The sequence below is a fragment of the Solimicrobium silvestre genome, from assembly GCF_002976435.1.
GTDB classification, from domain to species: Bacteria; Pseudomonadota; Gammaproteobacteria; order Burkholderiales; family Burkholderiaceae_D; genus Solimicrobium; species Solimicrobium silvestre.
The window spans coordinates 312,782-334,234 of the sequence record NZ_PUGF01000001.1 but is presented as its reverse complement, the minus strand read 5'-3'; the positions used below and the strand labels follow the sequence as shown (position 1 = coordinate 334,234).

Genomic DNA, 21,453 nt, shown 5'->3' with positions numbered 1-21,453 from the left:
TTATCACCTATTAATTGCATACGTCCTAATAATTCCTTTCTTTTAGTTATTTTTAAATTATGTTTTGTGTAAGGAATAACGCACTTTAAAAGTTTAATATGACTAACTATTGCAAATAATTATTGCTTTGTGCGAACATTGCCAATTGGCTTTCAATAATCAAAATGCCTCATTGAGGCGTTTGAATTTTGAAATACATGGCATATATATTCACGTTCACGCAATTTAATTACTTATTAAAATTTCCTTAATGTCATGAAATGAAATTCAATACAAGGTAAATGATGGTCATGCAAACTTCATTGATATCGCAACACGTTGGGGATGTCTCCCCCGCAAAACGACATGCCTTGTTGCGCCAGACGCCAATAACACTATGGCTAACTGGTTTGAGCGCGTCTGGTAAATCAACACTTGCTTTTGCTTTGGAGCAGGAGTTGATTAATCAGGGGCGTGCATGTTACGTATTAGATGGGGATAATGTCCGGCATGGTTTGAGCCGAAATTTGGGATTTTCTCCGGAAGATCGTGCAGAAAATATTCGCCGGGTTGCCGAAGTGGCTAAATTGATGAATGATGCGGGATTAATTGTTATAACCGCCCTCATATCCCCCTTTCGTTCGGATCGTGCCATTGCACGTGAAATCATCGGTTCTGACTACATGCGTGAAGTTTATGTGAGCACGCCCCTGAATGTATGTGAGTCACGGGACCCTAAAGGGTTATATAGCCAGGCACGAGCGGGTAAGATTACTGGGTTTACTGGAATATCCTCTCCATATGAAACACCTGTACAACCAGATTTAACTATTGATACAACGCAGTATTCGTTAGAAATGGCTATCGCCCAACTGGTGAGTGTCACACTTCATCAGACGCTAAGATCGGTGGGTTAAGCTACAAAGTATTCGATATTGAGCTTGCTGCCATGATGTTTGAATCGAAGCTTGGAGCGCGCATGGCAATGTGGCTGAACTACGTGCCGCTGAATTCCCTCAGGTAGTTAACAAACATCCCTTCCAAGGGATGTTTGTTCCGCAGGCACGATGCATGCACTGCGAAACCCTTGCTATATCATCCCTGCAAAATCACATACACACATACATACGGCAGTTATTTATTGCCAGCCATAGCGCTTCACATAAATCCCTTTCATGAATTGCACCAGCGCGGCGTAAGCAATCAAAATGCCGATCAGCCATGGGAAGTAAGACAGTGGTAATTCCTCCAATTTAATGTAGTCGGCAAAGGGTCCCATCGGCAGGAAAATACCGATTGCCATGATGATGGCGGTCATGATCATGAGCGGCCAGGCGGCTCGGCTTTGGAAGAACGGTACTTTTTGAGTGCGGATCATGTGCACGATCAAAGTCTGGGTCAATAAACCTACTACGAACCAGCCAGACTGGAACAGCGTCTGGTCGGCAACGCTATTGGCGTGGAAGACAAACCACATCAGCACAAAAGTGCTGATGTCAAAGATAGAACTGAGCGGGCCGAAGAACAGCATGAAGCGGCCGATATCGCCGGGATTCCATTTGAGTGGTTTCTTGATCAGTTCTTCATCGACGTTATCGAAGGGAATGGCGATTTGCGAGACATCGTACAGTAGGTTTTGTACCAGCAACTGCAATGGCAGCATCGGTAAAAACGGCAGGAATGCGGAGGCGACCAGCACTGAAAATACATTGCCGAAATTGGAACTGGCGGTCATGCGGATGTACTTGAGCATATTGGAAAACGTCTTGCGACCTTCAAGCACGCCTTCCTCTAAAATCATTAAACTCTTTTCCAGCAAAATAATGTCGGCGGCTTCTTTGGCGATATCGACTGCACTATCAACTGAAATGCCAATGTCCGCGGCACGTAATGCAGGTGCATCGTTGATCCCGTCGCCCATAAAACCGACCACGTGACCGTTCTGGCGCAGCATGCGCACCAGACGTTCTTTGTGCAGCGGCGTGAGTTTGGCAAAAATCGAATTTTCTTCAACCACGGTCGATAATTGCTCGTCACTCATGTCATCCAGCGTAGAGCCAAGCACCATTCCATTTACCGCCAGTCCCACTTCACGGCAGATTTTTGCGGTGACCAGTTCATTGTCGCCAGTGAGTACTTTAACGGTAACGCCATGCTCGGCCAAGGCACGCAAGGCCGGAGCAGTTGATTCTTTAGGTGGATCGAGGAAGGCGATGTAACCGATTAAGGTTAATTCCGCTTCATCCTGAATGGAGTAATTAATTTTATTTGGCGGCACTTCTTTGACTGCTACCGCAACCACCCGCAAGCCTTCTTGATTCAAGTCACGCGTGACATTGAGTACCCGCTGCAGCATGGTGTCATCCAGCGGCACACTGTTTTTTCCATCGAGCACATGGGTGCAAGAAGCCAGAATTTCTTCCACAGCGCCTTTGCAAATAAGTTCATGATGGTCTTCCTGTTCCGACACTACTACCGACATGCGGCGGCGCTGAAAATCAAACGGGACTTCGTCAATTTTTTGATAATCCTGCGCCAGTTTCAATTCGGTTTGCAGTTCTACATGATCGAGCACGGCTCGGTCCAGCAGATTTTTTAAACCAGTCTGATAATAACTGTTCAGGTAGGCGAATTTAAGTACTTCATCAGAGTCGTTGCCGAACACGTCGGTATGCCGTTCCAGAAAAATTTTATCCTGGGTGAGCGTGCCGGTTTTATCGGTACACAGCACATCCATTGCGCCAAAGTTTTGAATCGCATCGAGTCGCTTCACAATCACTTTTTTGCGCGAGAGCAGCACTGCTCCTTTGGCTAATGTCGAGGTAACAATCATCGGCAGCATTTCCGGCGTCAACCCAACTGCCACGGCGAGCGCAAACAGAAAGGCTTCCATCCAGTCGCCTTTGGTAAAGCCGTTCACCAGTAGCACAATCGGTACCATCACCAGCGCAAACCGAATCAACAACCAGCTAACACTATTCACGCCAGCCTGAAACGCGGTTGGAGCGCGGTCGGTAGATGTGACGCGGGTGGCGATCGTGCCAAAGTAGGTTTGATTGCCGGTGCTCAGAACCAATGCCATTGCTGAACCGGACACTACGTTGGTGCCCATGAATAAAATATTGGTCAATTCCAATGGATTGCTACCGTTCACTTCCGTGATGTCAGCGAATTTTTCAATCGGCAGGGATTCGCCGGTCATGGCGGCTTGGCTGACGAATAAATCTTTGGCCGACAGCACCCGGCAATCGGCCGGAATCATATCGCCGGCCGAGAGCAGGATCAAATCGCCTGGTACTAAATGCTGAATCGGCAGTTCAATATTATGTGCAGGGCGGGTATGAATCTGCGCAGAGAAATAGAGCATGGCAATGTCGCTGGCTTCCTTGGATGTATCGCGTCGCACTACGGTGGCGGTATTGCTGACCATTGCCTTAAGATTTTCGGCTGCGCGGTTTGAACGCCCTTCCTGTATGAAACGGATCAGGGTGGACAGTGCGACCATGGTGGCGATCACAATGGTGGCTTTCAGGTCTTCAGTCAGATAGGAAATAATTGCCAGTACCGTTAATAACAGGTTGAACGGGTTTTTGTAACATAGCCAAAGATGATGCCAGCGCGGTAAAGGCTTTTCATGTTCGACTTCATTTGGGCCGCTGTGTTCACGAATGGCTGCCGCCTCGCTATTACTCAAGCCATCGGTGTGTGAATTGAAGCGCTCAATTAATTCACGCTGGTCTTCCCGCGCGGAACGCAGTAGATGCAAGGCCAGATGTTCAGGAACAGTTCGTGACACGGTATTGCCAGAGAGCGAGTCGAGCATTTTTGAACGTTCAAAATGATGTTTGGCGTGTCGTGTTTGCAAGAAGCGGGCAAACAGGTTTTTAAAAAAGTTCATCAATATTCTCCTAATGAATGGCACTCGAATTGCACTCTTTAATGAGGCTGATGGAGGTTGGTGTTGGTATTGCTAGCGTCATGGGTTTGATATCCTGTGTTATAGCGTTGGCCGCTGACCAATCGCCAGTTGCAACTGCACGGTGGCGATAGTCAAATCAGCCTGCGCCTGTAAAAAAGACAGGTAGGCATCGTCAGCAGAACGCTGCGCATCCAGAAGTTCAAGCAGGGAGGCTGCGCCTTTGCGGTAAGACAGGCGTATGCCTTCCAGAACCTGATCGGAATCGAGTAAGACCGATTCCTGATAACGTCGCACGTTTTCACGTTTGGCCTGGAATTGGGCAAAAGCGCTGCTGACCGCAATTTCAGTTTTAAGGTGAGCGGAACGCAGACCCAGCATGGCTTGCGTTACTGTCGATTCAGCCTGCGCCAGTTCACCGCGCTGCATGTGTGAAAAAGGGATTGGAATCGTCACCGTCAGCCCCAGAGTTCTGGAGCGTCCGGCAACATCATTGCTGGCTTCACCTTCGTCATTGAAAATCGGATGCACTGGCGGCGTGTTGGTAATGCCCAGATTTATAACTGGATCAATGTAGCGATTAGCGCGTTCCAGCGTGGCGTTGTCGCGTGCATGATCCAGAGTGGCCTGAGCAATTAACATTTCGTCGCGCGCCGTTAAGGCTTGCCGGATCAATTGGCTTGGCTCGTCAGTCGTTTCAAAACGACTGAATTCACAGCTAAGCGGTGCATCACCGAATTGTGCCGAGAGGTGTTTGCCTAGCGGTATCGATAAGTTGAGAAGTGCTGCCTCGGCATCTGCCCGGGCAGAAATGACTTCCGCTTCAAATTGATCGCGCTCTACTCGTGATTGGGATAATTCCAAACCACTAACGTCACCGGCCTTGCGCCGTATAGCGTTTATTTTTACCACATCGGAAAGCGATTTCAGCGTTGCCTCTTGACGCAGTAATGCCTGTTGGCTGCGGCAAGCTTCGGTAAATGCTTCAGTCGCTTGTAGATACAGTTCATGCTTAAAGCCTTCTACCGTGACTTGTGCCAGCTTGACGTTGCTGCGTGCCGCATTAATGCGCTTGCCACGTTTTCCGGCGGTTTCAATCGTGAAGGCAATGCTGGCCGTGGTTGCGGTGGATGCATTGGGTTTTTGTGGTTTATAGAGTTCGTAAGAATCGATGCCAAAGGTCAGTTCAGGGTCGGGCCGGACGCCTGCAATCGACACACCGGCTTCGGCACTGACTATGTTTTCACGTTCAGCGGCCAGATCGGAATTATGCTGTTCCACCGCATCCAAATAATGCTTGAACAGGATGTCGGTTCCGGTGAACGCGGCAGGCGGCGCGGTTTCTGCGACAGCAGGCGAATTTAGCATCGGCAGCACGGCTAGTGCTGCCCATAACCGGCGGTAGCGTCGTGCGCTGGAGTTAATTTTTTTCATGATGATTCTCTTTCCTTTAAGCGACCGTTAATTCAGCATCGTCGTTGTCATCAACAGCATGTTTCCGTTCCAATGCATTGCGTTCAACTCGTGCTTCTATCAAGTAATACAGCGCCGGTAATAACACGAGCGTCAGCAGAGTTGCCGTCACTAAACCACCGACTACTACGGTCGCTAAGGGGCGTTGCACATCACTGCCTAATCCGGTTGCCAGCATGGCTGGAGTCAGGCCAAAAGCGGCAACGGTGGCTGTCATTAATACCGGGCGGATCCGGCTGCGGGCACCGCTAAGCACCGCTTCCATCAGGCCGCGTTCCTTGTTTTCACGTAGACGATTTATTTGCGAAAGCATTAACACGCCGTTGAGAACAGCTACGCCAAACAGGGCAATGAAGCCAACTGCGCTAGAGACATTCAGCGTCATGCCGCGCAGATGTAGTGCGGCTAAACCACCCAGCATCGCTAGGGGAACCGCTAATAACACTAGAGTCGGTTGGCGCAGGTTGCGGAATTCGCCGAACAGCAACAAGAACATAATGGCTAACGTCATCGGCAGAATTACGGTTAGGCGCGCTTCGGCACGTTCCAAATTTTCAAACTGACCGCCCCATTCGATCTGGAAATGGCGATGATCGTAGTGCACATCGCGTTGCAGTGTCGTTTGGGCTTCTTTTAAGAAGCTCGATAAATCACGGTCACGAGCATTGAGTTTTACCGTCAAATGGCGCTTGGCAGATTCGCGGGTAATCATGCTTTCTCCGGAAGACAAGCTAATCGTTGCCACTTGAGCCAGTGGAATTTTGGCGCCATTGGCTGCAGTCAGCAGTAAGGCGGAAATGGCTTCCGGGCTTTGCCGAGCCGCTTCAGGAAAGCGTACCGCCATGTCGTAACTTTTTTCACCGATGTACATCTGGCCAATTGATGCACCGCCAATCCCAGTCGAGATTAAATCTGCTACGTCCGCCGCGTTAATGCCGTAACGTGCCGCCGCAGCACGATCCAGATCGACGCGCAAATTAGGCAGCGGTGGTTCCTGATCTATCGACACATCGGCTGCGCCCGGCACCTTATTGAGAGCATTGATCGCGTCATTGGCGATACGGCGCATTTCGTCAAAGTCGTCGCCAAATATCTTCACCACCAGATCACTATGTGCGCCGGAAAGTTTGTCTTGTACTCCATCTATCATCGGTTGCATAAAGCCGATGGAATACCCCGGTAACTGTTTGTAGCGGGTTTCCATTTTTGCGATCAGTTCCTGTTTGGATAGGCCAGATTTCCAGGTGTTATACGGATGCAGGCCAACGCTAACTTCAATGTGCGACGGAGTCCAGGGATCGGTACCGTCGTCATTGCGCCCGGTTTGGGTGACGATGTAGGAAACCTCGGGGAATTCCAGCGTAGTGCGACGTAACTGGTTAGCCATTTCAGTAGCTTTATCCAGCGTAATGCCGGGTGGCATAGTTACCTGCAGCCAGAGTGAACCCTCATCCAGATATGGTAAAAAATCACGCCCTATGCTGGCACCTAAACCAACTACGCCGATCAAGGCCAGCCCACAGGTGACAATTACCCAGCGGGTTTTCCCTACCATCTTGTTCAAAAACAGGCTGTAGCGGTCGGTAATTTTTTCCAAAACACGGTTATGAAATATCTTGCGCGGCTTGCGGAACGCTAAATAGGCCAGCCCGGGAATCAAGGTCAGCGTCACAATCAGTGCACCGATCAAGGCCGAACCAACCGCATACGCCATCGGTGAAAATAGTTTGTATTCAATCCGCTCAAACGCAAACAGCGGCAGGTAGGCGGCAATGATGACGCCCATGCCAAAAAAGATTGGACGCGCCACTTGCAAGGTCGCCTGAATTGCATCCTTGGCGGTGACAGGTTTGTCTTTGTTCTGTTCACGTTTGCGTAAAATATTTTCGACTAAAACCACCGCACCGTCGACCAGAATCCCGAAGTCAATCGCGCCTAAGGACAATAGATTGGCGGGGATGTTAAAGCGATGCATGAAGATAAAGGCAATCAGCATTGAGAGTGGAATCGTCAGCGCTACAATGCCAGCGGCTCTGGGGCTGCCTAGGAATAACAGTAAGACGATGCTGACTAAACACAAACCTTCCAGCAGCGTCACGCCCACTGTTTTCATGGTGGCATTGATGAGATCGGTTCTATCCAGATAAGGCACTACCTTGACATCTTTAGGTAGCAGGTTTTCATTCAGATCACGTACTGCTTCATGTACCCCTTCCAGTGCAACAGAAGCATTAAAATCTTTTAGTAGCAAGGTAATGCCGGATACCGAATCGGGAATATCATCCTTACCTAAAATGCCGCGCCGTTCAGGGTTGCTATAGTTAACTGCACCCAGGTGTTTAATTAATACCGGCGTGCCGTCTTTGGCGGTGACTACCACATTGCCCATGTCTTCCAGCGAACTTAATAATCCGACGCCACGGATCACATATGACTGTTCACCACGATCCATGACGCTGCCACCGGCGTTGGCATTGTTGTCGTTAATTGCATCCTTAATTTGCGCTAGTGTGAGGTTGTATTGCACCAGTTTGTCGGGATCGATTTCTAGTGAAAATTGGGTCGTGATCCCACCAAAGTTAGCGACGTCAACTACGCCGTCCACCTTCATTAAACGCGGCATAACAGTCCATTGCTGCAGTTCGGAGAGTTCACGCAGATCACGAGTTTTCGATTCCAGCGTGTAGCGGTAAATTTCACCGATGGGGGAAGTGTAAGCATCCAGACCATGTTTTGCGTCATACGGCAGATCAACGTCATTAATCCGTTCCTGCAAACGTTGTCGCGACCAATAACCTTCGGTACCGTCTTTAAATACGACAGTAATCATGGACAAGGAAAAAGTACTGCGTGAGCGTAAGACATGCATGCCCGGCGTGGACAATAAAGCGCGTTCCAGTGGAATGGTAATTTGCTTTTCTATTTCTTCTGCACCCAGGCCCGGTACTTGGGTCACGATTTGCGTCGTTACGTCGGCAATATCTGGATATGCTTCGATTGGTAATTGCTTCCAGCTAAACCAGCCGTACAGGGCAACAAACACAAAGACTATCCAGGTAATGCCACGGCGCTCAAAGCACGTGGAAACGATTTTTTCAATCATTGAGGAGCACTCCTTCCTTCACGACGATACGCTCGCCGGCCGTGAGTCCAGAGACCACTTCTATATGGCTACCCAATGTCGCACCGGTTTTAATCACCCGTGGCTCATAGGTAAATGGTGCTTTCTCCACAAACACGCGTGTGTACAAACCACTTTGTACTAATGCGGATGGCGGCACCACCAAGGCTTTGTGTTTTTGCCCTGAGAACACGACTTTGGCAAACATGCCTGGTAAGAATTTGGTGTCTTTATTGTCAATGGCAACCCGCACTTTGATGCTGCGGGTATCCGGGTCAAGTACTTCGCCCACATAACGCACGACGCCTTCAAAACTTTGTCCTGTATAGGCATTCAAAATAATTGTCGCTTTTTGCCCAACAAATACGGAAGCGATGTCTTGCTCAGAAACGCTAGCCGACATCCAGACGGTAGATAAATCTGCGACGGTTAAAATCGATTCATTGATGTCATTCCAGAATGCTCCCTGCGAGCCGTTCATTTCAATGACACGACCGGCAATCGGGGAACGTAAATCGTAAGTGCGTTGCGAGCTGTTGCCCGGCTTTGCGCCGAGTTGTGTCAAGTGCGCAGTAGTACGTTCGGCTTCGCTTTTGGCTTGTTCATAATCGCTCTCGCTTTGTTCCAGATCTTTATGCGCAATGATTTCTGCTGCGGCTAATACCTGTTGGCGTTGCAGGCTCTTATACGCTAGCTGCAATTGCGAATGCGCTTTGGCGGCTTCGCTTTGCGCGCCGCTCAGTTCGGCTGAATCCAGTGTGAACAACGTGTCACCGGTTTTTACTGTATCGCCCAACATTTTATTGATCTTGATAATACGGCCAGCTAATGGCGGCGTTATTTTGACGAGCTTGGTTGGATCAGCCTCGACCACGCCGGGGGCAGAAATAGGGCGTTCAAATGGTAATGACTCAACCGCTGCAACAAGTAATGTTTTTCGTAATGGGGATGTCTCAGGAACGCTAACCGCACCGCCTTCATGGATTAAATCTGGTAGCTTAGTTTCTTTAGAATTTGTGGCTTGCACAAGGTCGCAGCCGCTGATGCCTGTGATGATACTTGTTCCAAGTACTGCATATAGGCTGGTTTTAATGATGAAGCCAGACAGCGATGATGGTGTCGATAACGAATTCATTTTCTTCTCTTTAAAGCTGTAAAATTATTAGCTTTTTTTTTGCGCATCAGAGCGACACCACGAACGAATCCCTCAAGCCTTTAGCTCGATGTTTAATGAATAAGTTATTTACAGTGTTAGCGCATTGATGTGGCGAAAAAGCCGGATCAATTCAAACCGAGTGGTTTGAGCACAAGGGTTTGAGCACATGAGTGCGCCAAAGTAGGAAGAGGATTGCTGGGTCGAAGTGCGTTAATTATCTTTGCAAAATCGACGGTGAAATCACACGGATCTGGAAGGGCTGATTAATCTACACAGGAAAGGTCAGCTAACGTAAATCCGCCATGGCTTTGGCGCAAGATAGATTCAGACTCTGGTTCCATATTTCCTCCTTAGTGGTTTAGTTATTTAATTGCTTAATTGGTCAGCATCATTTGCTGTAGTCGCTCAATTTTTTCCCAGCGAATTGACCGAACAACTGGTTCAAATCCAAGGTGTTGTACCAGCTTTACTAATGCAGCCCTGAGTTCTGCGGCGCATTTAATAAACACGGTGACACACACCAAATTGCTATGTTCAAGCTGGCGAGTATTGGCACGCACCAATACCAGTTTGTTTTGTTGGCTTTCAGATCGAATTTGTCGTTCAATCCGGTGGCTTTCGTTGTCATTGCAATGCACGGTTAATTTGTACAATTGCGATGTTCCATTGTTGATTTCAGCAGCAGAAATGCGTGCTGGTGAAAAAGTCATCCATTCAACTCTAGACATAATTAGCTCCTTTCAACTAATAATATTTATTGATAATTTATTCCAATGCGCCGTTTAAAACAGCCCAACGCACAACGGAAACGCTTTTTTCCATACTCACCCGGCTCACAATCTGCTCTAATAAATTGTGATGACCAGGTACGGCCAGTACATCGGCACGTACTTCGATTTTGCCGCCGTTGATGACATCTTCACTATGCAGCGATTGCAAGACTAACGGCGACATACCTTGTATTGTGTGTAGCAATAAATTGCGCACATGGACTTCTTCAGCGGAATCGCAAACAATATTAATCCTATATACCTGCTCAACTTCCAGCCCGGCTGCGGCACTGCGACGATTCATACGCTGAGCGACATCACGCAGAATAAAATTGGCGATCAGGATAAAGAACGTACCTATCGCGGCTTCTACCTCATGTCCCAAGCCTGATAAAACACCAATCGCTGCCGAGCACCACAATGTGGCCGCGGTATTTAATCCGCGTACGTTCAAGCCTTCGCGCATGATGACGCCAGCACCTAAAAAACCAATTCCCGACACCACTTGCGCAGCAATCCGCATACCTTCTGCCGGGAAAGATGAAAGGCCTGCAGTGGATACAAACAGGGTTGCGCCTGCCGCCACCAACGCATTGGTGCGTAAGCCAGCCATGCGCTGACGGAGTTGCCGTTCAGTGCCGATTAATGAACCTAGAAAGAGTGCCAATAGCACCCGTAGTGTGAATTCGTACCAAACCATTATTGCCCCTTAGCTTTGTTGTAAGCGGAGACTCAATGCGACTTGCGTAAATCGTGAGTGTGCAGGCGAAAATAAGCGCGCCTAAGCAGCGTTCAACGATAAAAAAACAGTATTCAATTAATTTTTGTGGTCAAGAGTTTGACCGAGACACCGTACCTGGGAAATCAGGCACAGCAAGATGGAAGTTTGCGGGCGAGATTAAGCAGCGGTGCCGAAAGATAATCGACTACTATCACTAGAACAAGTACTCACTGAGTGCCCCCTTGGAAACTAAAACCGCTATTCTAATGATGCGATTCTGCATTGTCAATAAAATATTTAATTGTTTTTTTGATTAATTTTATTTAATGCTTAATCTAACAGAAAATACGCCGCTCGCTATGTGCAACAATCGCTTAAACATTTTTTTAAATTAAATGCTCATTGCTACTGCGCATTGCAATTCATTGTTACGTTGAGTTAGCTCGCATAACAATGCCTGCACATAGCTAGCGATATTTAGCGAGTGGTTTGTTTTTCTTATGATTCTTAATCCATTCATGCTGCAAAGGCAGTAGCAAATGATTATCTCATCAAAGAAAACAATCATAACCTCGCACCAAGCAATTCATTCCCCTGACAAAATTGCACCAGATAATCAATTAAAACTCGCACTCGCGCTGGAACCTGGCGTTGCGGCCAAACAGCATAGAGTGAACGCGGTGCAACGCGCCAGTCTGCCAGAACCTCAACCAAACGACCCGCTTTTAAGCCCGCATCGCATAACGTCAACGGACAGAACACAATACCCAGCCCAGCTTCAGCGGCGGTTACAGCCAGCGCAATATCATTGACTCGAAATCTGGCTTGCGGCGACCATTGCAGGCGCTGGCCGCTCGTCTGGTGATGAACAATCCAATTTGACAGCGGCTCCGCAACTAATAGTTCGTGCTGCTCTAATTCCTCAGGAGTGCTTGGGTTACCGTGCTTCGCCAGATAGGCCGATGCTGCCACCAATAAGACTTGCGTTGTACCCAATATGTGTTGATTGAGCGATGAGTCAGGCTGTGGGCCAGTGCGTATTGCCAAGGCAGCAGAGTGATCCAGGATATCCTGAGTGTGGTTGCTTAACTGCAATTCGAGTTGGATCTCAGGATACTGCGTCATAAAGTTTATCCACGCGGGTGCCAATATGCCATTGGCTAAATTCACCGGCGCTAAAACTGTAATGCGGCCTGCAACCTGGTTAAACGTGTCGCCGAGCTGTTGTGTTGCTTGCTGTAGTGCTTGCAGCAAAGGGCGGCATTGCTCGTAATACTGCCAACCTTCCTCGCTTACTGTCAGTCTTCGCGCGCTGCGATGCACCAGGCGGTAGCCCAATTCCTGTTCCAATTTTTGTAAGCGGCGCGTTAAATTCGATGCAGGTAAGCCTGCTTTACGCGCCGCCGCGTTCAAGCTGCCGGTTTCTACGATAAGAATAAATAGTGCGAGATCATCTAGCATGATTCTATTTCTGCAATTTAAGATTCAAAAAATGGCCATATCGGATGTATTCGGTATTGTATAGACTTCAGATTCTTACGCAACGGAGGTCTTATGCTGAATAAAACAGGTTCTATAGGCGGCACGGAATGCGCCCTGCAGTTCGGGAAAAAAACTGCTTTGGTTTTAATTGAATATCAAGATGAGTGGCTAGCTCCTGGCGGCAAACTGAATGCGCTAATGCAAGACCGCTCACAATTTACGGACGCGACTCTCACCAGCCAGCGCTTGATCGCGGGAGCCAGAGCACAAGGCCTGCCTATCATTCATGTTGGATTGAAATTCAACGTGGGTTACCCTGAATTAGGCAAGGCACAGTATGGTTTGCGTGAGGCGATTCCACGCGTTGGCACCTTTGTCGGCACGGGCGCTACTTTCACTCCTCCTTTCACACCGCAAACGGGCGAATTCGTTGTCTCGGGGCGAAACGGAGCTAGTGCGTTTGCCAGTTCCAATTTGGACAGCTACTTACGTAATCAGGGCATTGATACCTTATTAATTGCCGGTTTTGCGCTGCATGTCTGTGTTGAATCAACTTTAAGGCAGGCGCACGATCTGGGCTATACCGCGATCGTTGTCTCTGATGCCACCGCCGCTTTTACCCCCGAGCAGCGTGCGCATGTGCTATCTGACGTCGTTCATCACTACGGTACCAGTACCAGTGCCGATGCAGCTCTTTCGCAATTACGGGGCTTAACGCCATAAAATACTTATTGAACTTGACATGGCTGTGCATTCTGATGAGTTGCACAATGCTGATTTAGATATGCGGCTCACCGCCGGTAATTGGCGGTGAGCTGGCTACTTAGTCAGTTGCCGGTTGCGTATCCTCTTCCTGCTCCTTCTTCTTCCGATTCTCAATCCATTCGTATAGCAAAGGCAGCAGCAACAGCGTCAGCAGTGTCGAGCTAAACAAACCACCCACCACCACCGTAGCCAGCGGGCGCTGGGTTTCGGCGCCGACACCGGAAGAGAGCAGCATTGGCACTAAACCGAAGATGGCAATTGAGGCCGTCATCAACACCGGACGCAAGCGCATAACGGTTCCTTGTCGTACAGCTTCACGTACCGATAAGCCGAGCTTTAGCTGATCATTTAAAAACGTAATCAACACAATTCCGTTCAGCATTGCTACTCCAAAAACGGTAATGAATCCAATCGCCGACGGCACTGATAAATATTGTCCGGTCAGCAGCAACCCAAGTATTCCGCCGATGCTGGCAAAGGGGACATTGGCAATAATTAAGGTGGCGTAGCTCAGAGAATTGAATGCGGTGTACAGCAAGACGAAGATCAGCCCGATGGTGAGTGGGATGATTAACATCAGCTTGCTCATGGCGCGCTGCTGGTTTTCAAAAGCGCCGCCCCATTCAATTACATAACCTTCCGGCAGTTTCACCTGCTGTTTAATTTTGGCTTCAGCTTCTTTCACAAAGCCGTCCACATCGCGCCCTTCCACATCCATTTGAATGACGGCGTAACGCTGCAATTGCTCACGACGGATAAACGAATATCCTTCATCGAGCTCAACCGATGCGACCGCGCTCAACGGTACCAGCGCTCCACTTTCGGTGCGAATCGGAATTGCACTAATGGCTGCCGCACTTTGACGGAATTCGGCGGCCAGCCAGACTTGGATGTCAAAGCGTTTGGTGCCTTCAATGACGGTTGATACTGCTTTTCCACCAATTCCGGCCTGGACGATTTCGAGTATTTCATCGGCGTTGATGCCATAACGCGCGGCGGCTTCCCGGTTCACTTGAATCACCAATTGCGGCTTACCTTTATTGGCTTCCAGCGACAGGTCGGCAACGCCCGGTACTTTTTCCAACACTTCTTTCAGTTCGGCCGATACCTTGTCCAGGGTGTTCAAGTCTTCACCGACCAGTTTTAAGGCTAGCGTTGCCCGTACTCCTGAAATTAGCTCTTCAATTCGGCTTTCAATCGGCTGAGTAGCTGCGATCACGGCATTGGGCACGGCCTGTTCAAGTTTTGCCTGCATTTCCTTGGCAAGGTCAGGCACGCTGATTTTCTTGGGCCAGGTAGTTACTGGTTTTAAATTGACCAATAATTCCATTGCATTCACATCGGCCGTTTCTCCTTTTTCAGCCCGTCCTATCATGGCAATTGATGCTTCGGTTTGAGGGAACTGATTGAGAGTAGTTTCCATCACTTCGGAAATGCGGATTGATTCTTCTAGTGAGGTCGATGGAATGCTGGTGATCCGAAATAAAATCGCGCCTTCTTGCAATGTAGGCATAAACTCTTTTCCCAGTAACGGTAGCAGTGCCAAGCTGGCGAACAGGCCGATAACGGCACCGGTAACTACCTTTTTTTTGTTTTCCAGCGACCAGTCCAGAATTGGCAAATACAGTCGCTTGGCGTGGCGAACCAGGAAGGTGTCTTTTTCTTCCTTAGCCTTGAGAATTAATGCCGACAATACCGGTACCAGAGTCATCGTCAGTAGCAGGGAGCCGATCATGGCGAAAGTAATGCTTAGTGCCATCGGCTTGAACATTTTTCCTTCCAGCCCGGTCAAGGAGAACAAGGGAAGAAATACCACGATGATGATTAGAATCGCAAACGCAATTGGATTCATCACTTCGCGCCCGGCAGCTAAAATAAGCTGGGTTTTATTCACCGCTTTTCCAGTCGCCTTGTCGACGCTATGCGACAGCAGGCGGAAGCTGTTTTCCACCATCACCACTGCGCCATCCACCATCATCCCGATACCTACCGCCAGACCTGCCAGCGACATGAGGTTGGCCGACAGTCCGAAGTGCTGCATCAACATGAAGCTGATCAGCATAGCCAAAGGCAATACGACGATGACGACAATCGCGGAACGGATTTCACCCAGAAACAGGAATAGGATAATGGCGACTAAAATCGATCCCTCGATCAAAGCGTTTTCAGCGGTTTTAACAGCCTTGTCAACCAGCACGGTGCGATCATAAACCGGTTTAATGACGACACCATTGGGTAGAGTTTGTTCAGCAAGTTTAATTTTTTCCTTGACGGTTTCCACTACGCTTTTGGCGTTTTCTCCCATCCGCTGCAAGGCGATACCCATGACGACTTCCTTGCCGTCTTTGGTAATGGCACCAGAGCGCAAGGCTGCGCCTTCTTTGACTTCGGCGACATCGCGCACATAGATGGGCGAACCTTCACGGGTAGCTAGCACCACATTGCCGATGTCCTTGGCATTAGCGACTAAGCCCAGTCCCCTGACCAGATATTGTTCCTGACCGATATTTAAATATTGACCGCCAACCTGACGATTATTGGCGGTTAAGGTTTCCATCACGGTTTTCAGACTGATGCCGTATTTGATTAACTGGTTGGGATTAATTAAGACCTGATACTGCTTTTCATCGCCGCCCCAGGAAGTAACGTCATCCACGCCCGCTGCAGTGCGCAGTTTTAAGCGTACGTTCCAGTCTTGCAGCGTACGTAAATCCATGTTGGACATTTTTTGATCTTGCGATTCTATCGTGTACCAAAAAACCTGCCCCAGTCCTGAACTATTCGGCCCCATGGTCGGTTCGCCATAGCCATCTGGAATCTGCGCTTTGGCTTCCAGTAATTTTTCGCCGACCAGTCGTCGGGCAAAATAAATATCCACGTTGTCATGAAAATTGACGCTGACATAGGACAGCCCGAACAGGGAAACAGAGCGTATTGCTTCCACGCCTGCCAAGCCAGCCATGGCCGTTTCCACTGGTGTTGTCAGTAATTTTTCGACATCTTCGGCAGCCAGGCCGGGCGATTCGGTATAAATATTGACTTGAATCGGTGTAACGTCAGGGAAGGCATCTACCGGTAAGTCGCGCCAGGCTTTGCCTCCCAATAAAATAACCAGCATAAAAGCGAGCAGCACCAATACTTTGTAGCGCAGCGATAATTCTATAATTTTGTTTAGCATAATGTCCTCTTAATGTTCCGCACTGATTTGTGATTTCAGTATTTTTGCCTTGAGTGCATAAGTGCCAATCGTGACGATTTTTTCACCGGAATTAATGCCGTTTTTTAGGACCACCTGCGTATGCAGTTTTTCCCCAAGTTCAACCGCACGCGGCTCAAAGCCATGTTCAGTCTGTACAAAAACGGTAGATTGGCCTTGAATTAACACGATGGCCTGTTCTGGTAGGAGTAAAGCCTTTTGTGTGGAACTGGTTTCTATCGCGGCATTGACAAACATATTCAGTTTTAAGCGATCATCCAAATTAATGACTTCAATACGGGCGTTGGCGGTGTGGGTTTCTTTGTCCACCATGTTGCCGATATAGGTGACCTTGCCTTTAAATAATTCACCTGGATATGCGGTGCTGGTAATAGTGGCCGGTGCGCCGACTTTTACCTTGGAAAAGTCTTTTTCAAATAAATTGGTTTCAATCCAGAACTTGGATAAATCAGCGATGGTGAATAATGCTTTATCCGGTTGCGCGAGCTCACCGACGACAGCATTTTTTACAATTACTGTTCCTGAAAACGGAGCGGAAACCATGAATAAAGAAGAATTGGAACGTTGGTTTTGTGGAGCGATACCAATTGTTTGAAGTTTAGTGCTGGTGGCCTGTAATCCCGCTCGTGCTTTTTCCAGATCGGATTGCGCGCGCAAATAATCTTTTTGCGGAATGATTCGATCTGCAACAAGCTGTTTCGCACGGTCGAAACTGCTCTGGGCCAGAGTGAATTCACTCTTAGCCTGTTCATAGGCTGATTGTGCTTCGCCTGCTTCAATACTGTCGATGGACGCCAATGGTTGATTTTGTTTAACCTGATCACCCAAATTAACTAAAGCGGTGCGTACCTTGCCGGCTACGGAAGGTGCGATTTGCGCCACTTTGTTCTGGTTGGGCTGGATGGTTGCTGTGACTAATATCTGTTCATTAATTTGCTGCTCTTGTAGCGTGGCAACTTGAATGCCTGCGGTTTTAATTTCCTCCTCACTGAGTTTTAAGGCGGTATCGTTTTCGGCTTCTGCCGGAACCGCGGTTGTTTTGGTGTTGCTGGCATCTTCAGTACTGCAAGCAGAGAGCACAAGACTGGTAATCAGGAGGAATAGGGGGGCGACATTGCGCCATTGAATAGAGTGCATATTATTTCCATTAAAAGTTGTGAACATTGGCTTAATTTCGGGGATTCGCTGACATGGGGTTCCAGCCTGCAGCCTGTTTTAATGCAATGTCGGTTAGACGTAATTCAGCCTGTGCATTGATCAGATCGCGGCGACCATCGAGCTCCTGTCGATTCACCAGCAACAATTGAAACAGGTCAATTTCCCCTGCCTGCAACGATTTCAGTGACAAGCTCTGGTTGTCATTCAGCGCCGGTAACAGGTTCTGCTGTAACGAACTTAGTCGTGCCACTAGACTTTGCTGCTTCTGCCATAGCGATGTGATGTTGTTGACGGTGTTGCGGTTAGTTGTTTGTCGCTCAATTTGCGCCTGGGTGAGTTCTGTGCTGGCGCGCCCGATGCCGCTGGCATTGCGTCGGAACAATGGTAAAGGGAGAGTGATGGATAGCGTAGTGACCCGTTCTCGTTCTGACACGGCTCCTTCTTTGCCAGTGGAAAGCCCCAATGTCACATCGGGATAACGGGAAGCGCGCTCAAGAGACAAACGGCTTTTGGCCGCCAGCTCTTTTAACTCAAGACTACGCACTAGCGGTTGTGTTGCTGCGCTTGCCAATAGCGCTTCCAACGTGCCGGTTGAAGTTGAACTGCTCAACTCTCCTTGTACCAAGGGAAGTTCATTAAAAGGCAGTTGCAAGACACTGGCCAGCTCAGTGCGTGCCTCTAGCAACTGTTCTTTCAGCGTGTCAATCTGGTTACGTGCCCGTGCCGCCTCGACATTAGCCAGATTGCCATCCAGACGACTGTCTTCACCGGCAGTTATTCTCTTTTGCACGTAAGCTGCCGTGTTTGCTATCAGTTGCTGAGAGGTGTTTTCAGTGGCGATGTGTTCCTGCAATGCCAGCACCTTGACGAAGCGACGTTCTACCTCAGCTCGAACCTCCATGCGCAGGAAATCAAGGGATGCATTAAATGCTTCCTGTTGCTGAAGTGATGCGCTGCGGCGCAGACCTTGCTGACCGGCGATCTCAAAGGTTTGTTCGATGCCTGCCGACCATTCACGTTTTGTTTCGGAGCCGGTTTCAGGCAAGGTGCGGCGCACTGCCGAACTGGTCAGGTTGGGGTTATTCCAGAGCAGGCTGCTGGCATCGGTTACGTCACCTTCAATCGCGTCGCGTTGTGCTAACGCCTGACGCAGTTCCGGATTGGCTTGTTCGGCCAATTGCCATGCATGCGCCAGGGTGATTGTTGGTGACTCTGTTTGAGTGCTTTCGAGCGGTGTCGTGCTTATTTCAGCATGTGCTGAAAAAGGGAAATATAGTAAAGCCGCCACAGTAAGTGGCACATGCAATAGACGCATGGCATTCTCCAAATCAAGGAAAGTTGCGAAAGTTCGCAGGAACGCCGTAGCCTGAAAGTGAGCAGACAATAAGCAAACAATAAGCGGGCTACGGTTCGGTAGATTTAGTTAATGCCGCGCCAGTTAGGTTTGGTGAGACTGTCAGGAATGTGGGATTGGTAAAGCACAGGATCGAGCGCGAGTGGGAATGGATGCGCCGCATCCGTTAGTTGCAACGAATTAGTCAGTGCAAATATTGAGCCAGTATGGTGGCAATAATCGCAGTCGCTATCAGTACCGTCGCTTTGAGGTTGTTGCTCGGTTTGATGTTGATGTGTGTGATGGCCGAAATGTTGTACTGATTTATCTTGTTCATGCAGGCAATAATTCGCTACCGATGCCCAAGACATCTGTAACGGTAATATCGTCAACAGGAAAATAATCAGTATGCGTTTCATTTCAGCTAATGGTGCGGTCGTTGGATCAAGATTAAACACCCTGTACTTACTACAGGGTCAAGCTTAATCATGTAATCATGTTGTGCGGAAATAAAACCAGCTTCCAACAAAGAAGGGGCTAAGTATATACCGTCATTGAACTAAGTTTGAGCACTTCAATGTGCAGATTTCAACATGTCAAGAAGGCAAAAACGTCAAGTCACTTCGTCCATTAATCATTACTGTTAGTTGAGTTACTCGTCGCAACGATACGATCCTGCGCCACCGGTGTGATTCAACATTTAATGGAACGAAAGGATACTTTATGTCTGCACGACAAAATGAAACTTCAAGCTCACAAGAAAAACTGCCTACTCAGGGCAAGTTTAAAAAACAGCTTACGCTCACAGATCTGACATTTATTGGTTTAGGAGCGATTTTTGGTTCTGGTTGGTTGTTTGCCGCAAGTCATGTAGCAACAATTGCTGGGCCAGCGGGAATTTATTCCTGGATTATCGGCGGACTGGCAGTACTGTTGCTGGGAATAGTGTATTGCGAACTAGGTGCGGCACTACCCAAAGCCGGAGGTGTGATCCGCTATCCGGTGTTTTCGCATGGCGAATTGATAGGTTACTTAATGGGCTCCATCACGCTCATCGCTTTTTCCAGTTTGATTGCGATTGAAGTGGTGGCGGCTCGTCAATATGCAGCAGCCTGGTTCCCCTCATTAAATCAAGTGGGCACTAGCAGTCCGTCCCTGTCTGGCTGGGGATTACAATTTGCGCTGCTTTGTTTTTTCTTTTATCTCAATTATTTCAGCGTAAAAACTTTTGCAAAATCAAATAACATCATCAGTATTTTTAAGTTTATGGTTCCCTTGCTGGTGATCGGGGTATTGTTTTCATTTTTCAAGCCTGAAAATTTGACCGTGCAAGGGATCGCGCCATTTGGCGTTACTGGCGTGCAAGCGGCAATCTCTGCCGGTGGAATTATTTTTGCTTATCTGGGACTGACACCGATAGTCTCCGTCGCTGGTGAAGTAGAGAATCCGCAGCGTACCATTCCCATTGCTTTAATTCTCTCTGTAGTGTTATCGACCATCATTTATGTCTTATTGCAACTGGCGTTTATGGGTAGTATTCCTACCGAGTTGCTGGCAGGCGGATGGGGTAATATCGCGCAACATTTTTCGTTGCCTTATCGGGATATTGCGCTGATGTTGGGTGTGGGCTGGTTGGCGTTTTTAGTCGTGAGTGACGCCGTAATTTCACCGAGTGGAACAGGTAATATCTATATGAATGCCACGCCCAGAGTTGTATACGGTTGGGCGCGCAGCGGCACATTATTTAATGTGTTTACCCGTGTTGATGCCGAATCAGGTATTCCTCGCCCAGCGCTTTGGTTGACTTTTATTCTGTCAATTTTCTGGACGCTACCGTTTCCTTCTTGGGAAACCCTGATTAATGTGGTGTCGGCCGCGTTGGTCTTAAGCTATGCGATAGCTCCGGTGACTGCAGCAGGTCTGCGCCGTAACGCTCCACATTTGTATCGCCCGTTCTATGTCCGTGGCTTTGCGGTTATTGCGCCGCTGTCATTTATTATTTCTGCGTTGATTGTTTACTGGTCTGGCTGGAATACGGTGTCATGGCTACTTGGTTTGCAAATCGTTTTATTTGCGGTGTATGTCTTGTGTAAAAAATTTGTTCCGGTTCATAACGTCAGTTTTAAACAGCAGGTTTTCTCCTCGATGTGGCTGATCGGTTTTTATGTGTTGACTATTGTCGCTTCTTATCTTGGCAGCTTCGGCGGCAAACAAATAGTCCCACAACCTTGGGATACGGTGATGGTGGCTGTGATGGCGTTATTGGTGTTTTACTGGGGCGCGTACACCTGTTTGCCGAAAGCTAATCTGCCAGCGGACGATGATGAATAACAGATGGTCTGATTCAATATAAATCCGCTCA

14 protein-coding genes are annotated in these 21,453 nt (G+C 48.5%); 3 read left to right on the top strand and 11 right to left on the bottom strand.

Features of this window, described 5'->3' with window-relative positions; all coding sequences use genetic code 11:
- Positions 1 to 284: 284 nt before the first annotated feature.
- Entirely contained in the window at positions 285 to 896 is a 612-nt protein-coding gene (gene cysC / locus S2091_RS01425) for an adenylyl-sulfate kinase (RefSeq protein ID WP_105530186.1), read from the top strand.
- Between the two features lie 221 nt (positions 897 to 1,117).
- Here cysC and mgtA read toward each other — a convergent pair whose 3' ends face one another.
- The 7 genes from mgtA to S2091_RS01390 form a co-directional block, all read right to left on the bottom strand.
- On the bottom strand, positions 1,118 to 3,877 hold the full coding sequence (gene mgtA, locus S2091_RS01420; RefSeq protein ID WP_105529985.1) for a magnesium-translocating P-type ATPase: 2,760 nt from the start codon (positions 3,875 to 3,877) through the stop codon (positions 1,118 to 1,120).
- A gap of 99 nt (positions 3,878 to 3,976) precedes the next feature.
- Complete coding sequence (locus tag S2091_RS01415; protein ID WP_105529984.1) at positions 3,977 to 5,329, bottom strand: TolC family protein; 1,353 nt, start codon at positions 5,327 to 5,329, stop codon at positions 3,977 to 3,979.
- A gap of 16 nt (positions 5,330 to 5,345) precedes the next feature.
- Complete coding sequence (locus tag S2091_RS01410; RefSeq protein ID WP_105529983.1) at positions 5,346 to 8,471, bottom strand: efflux RND transporter permease subunit; 3,126 nt, start codon at positions 8,469 to 8,471, stop codon at positions 5,346 to 5,348.
- The gene (locus S2091_RS01405) at positions 8,464 to 9,624 is read right to left on the bottom strand and encodes an efflux RND transporter periplasmic adaptor subunit (protein ID WP_165794875.1); all 1,161 of its coding nucleotides are present in this window, start codon (positions 9,622 to 9,624) and stop codon (positions 8,464 to 8,466) included. The genes S2091_RS01410 and S2091_RS01405 overlap by 8 nt, the downstream gene beginning before the upstream one ends.
- Positions 9,625 to 10,019: 395 nt before the next feature.
- A complete protein-coding gene (locus S2091_RS01400; RefSeq protein WP_105529982.1) occupies positions 10,020 to 10,373 on the bottom strand; it encodes a hypothetical protein in 354 nt (117 codons plus the stop codon).
- 37 nt (positions 10,374 to 10,410) lie between these two features.
- Complete coding sequence (locus tag S2091_RS01395; RefSeq protein ID WP_105529981.1) at positions 10,411 to 11,115, bottom strand: MgtC/SapB family protein; 705 nt, start codon at positions 11,113 to 11,115, stop codon at positions 10,411 to 10,413.
- A gap of 585 nt (positions 11,116 to 11,700) precedes the next feature.
- Positions 11,701 to 12,597, bottom strand: a complete 897-nt coding sequence (locus S2091_RS01390; RefSeq protein WP_105529980.1) for a LysR family transcriptional regulator — start codon at positions 12,595 to 12,597, stop codon at positions 11,701 to 11,703.
- Between the two features lie 93 nt (positions 12,598 to 12,690).
- Between S2091_RS01390 and S2091_RS01385 the strand changes: the two genes are divergently transcribed.
- Entirely contained in the window at positions 12,691 to 13,341 is a 651-nt protein-coding gene (locus S2091_RS01385) for a cysteine hydrolase family protein (RefSeq protein WP_105529979.1), read from the top strand.
- A 100-nt stretch (positions 13,342 to 13,441) separates the two neighbouring features.
- Here the strand turns inward: S2091_RS01385 and S2091_RS01380 are convergent, their stop codons facing one another.
- The 4 genes from S2091_RS01380 to S2091_RS01365 all read right to left on the bottom strand — a co-directional run bounded on the left by S2091_RS01380 (position 13,442) and on the right by S2091_RS01365 (position 19,510).
- The gene (locus S2091_RS01380) at positions 13,442 to 16,561 is read right to left on the bottom strand and encodes an efflux RND transporter permease subunit (protein WP_105529978.1); all 3,120 of its coding nucleotides are present in this window, start codon (positions 16,559 to 16,561) and stop codon (positions 13,442 to 13,444) included.
- A 9-nt stretch (positions 16,562 to 16,570) separates the two neighbouring features.
- Positions 16,571 to 17,737 carry an efflux RND transporter periplasmic adaptor subunit gene (locus tag S2091_RS01375; RefSeq protein WP_105529977.1) on the bottom strand — a complete coding sequence of 389 codons (1,167 nt, stop codon included), beginning with the start codon at positions 17,735 to 17,737 and terminating at the stop codon, positions 16,571 to 16,573.
- Positions 17,738 to 17,768: 31 nt separating this feature from the next.
- The gene (locus S2091_RS01370; RefSeq protein ID WP_105529976.1) at positions 17,769 to 19,073 is read right to left on the bottom strand and encodes a TolC family protein; all 1,305 of its coding nucleotides are present in this window, start codon (positions 19,071 to 19,073) and stop codon (positions 17,769 to 17,771) included.
- Positions 19,074 to 19,177: 104 nt separating this feature from the next.
- Entirely contained in the window at positions 19,178 to 19,510 is a 333-nt protein-coding gene (locus S2091_RS01365) for a hypothetical protein (RefSeq protein ID WP_105530184.1), read from the bottom strand.
- A gap of 304 nt (positions 19,511 to 19,814) precedes the next feature.
- On the opposite strand from S2091_RS01365, the gene S2091_RS01360 reads away from it, so the two are divergent.
- Positions 19,815 to 21,422 (top strand): APC family permease, encoded by a 1,608-nt coding sequence (locus S2091_RS01360; RefSeq protein ID WP_105529975.1) that lies wholly within the window; start codon positions 19,815 to 19,817, stop codon positions 21,420 to 21,422.
- Positions 21,423 to 21,453 lie beyond the last annotated feature (31 nt).

Bases quoted from the DNA above. Each gene is read 5' to 3' on its own strand.
- S2091_RS01380 (WP_105529978.1), bottom strand. From the start codon at position 16,561: ATGCTAAACAAAATTATAGAATTATCGCTGCGCTACAAAGTATTGGTG.
- S2091_RS01365 (WP_105530184.1), bottom strand. From the start codon at position 19,510: ATGAAACGCATACTGATTATTTTCCTGTTGACGATATTACCGTTACAG.
- S2091_RS01360 (WP_105529975.1), top strand. From the start codon at position 19,815: ATGTCTGCACGACAAAATGAAACTTCAAGCTCACAAGAAAAACTGCCT.
- S2091_RS01405 (WP_165794875.1), bottom strand. From the start codon at position 9,624: ATGAATTCGTTATCGACACCATCATCGCTGTCTGGCTTCATCATTAAA.
- S2091_RS01370 (WP_105529976.1), bottom strand. From the start codon at position 19,073: ATGCGTCTATTGCATGTGCCACTTACTGTGGCGGCTTTACTATATTTC.
- cysC (WP_105530186.1), top strand. From the start codon at position 285: ATGGTCATGCAAACTTCATTGATATCGCAACACGTTGGGGATGTCTCC.
- S2091_RS01375 (WP_105529977.1), bottom strand. From the start codon at position 17,737: ATGCACTCTATTCAATGGCGCAATGTCGCCCCCCTATTCCTCCTGATT.
- mgtA (WP_105529985.1), bottom strand. From the start codon at position 3,877: ATGAACTTTTTTAAAAACCTGTTTGCCCGCTTCTTGCAAACACGACAC.
- S2091_RS01385 (WP_105529979.1), top strand. From the start codon at position 12,691: ATGCTGAATAAAACAGGTTCTATAGGCGGCACGGAATGCGCCCTGCAG.
- S2091_RS01395 (WP_105529981.1), bottom strand. From the start codon at position 11,115: ATGGTTTGGTACGAATTCACACTACGGGTGCTATTGGCACTCTTTCTA.
- S2091_RS01410 (WP_105529983.1), bottom strand. From the start codon at position 8,471: ATGATTGAAAAAATCGTTTCCACGTGCTTTGAGCGCCGTGGCATTACC.
- S2091_RS01390 (WP_105529980.1), bottom strand. From the start codon at position 12,597: ATGCTAGATGATCTCGCACTATTTATTCTTATCGTAGAAACCGGCAGC.
- S2091_RS01415 (WP_105529984.1), bottom strand. From the start codon at position 5,329: ATGAAAAAAATTAACTCCAGCGCACGACGCTACCGCCGGTTATGGGCA.
- S2091_RS01400 (WP_105529982.1), bottom strand. From the start codon at position 10,373: ATGTCTAGAGTTGAATGGATGACTTTTTCACCAGCACGCATTTCTGCT.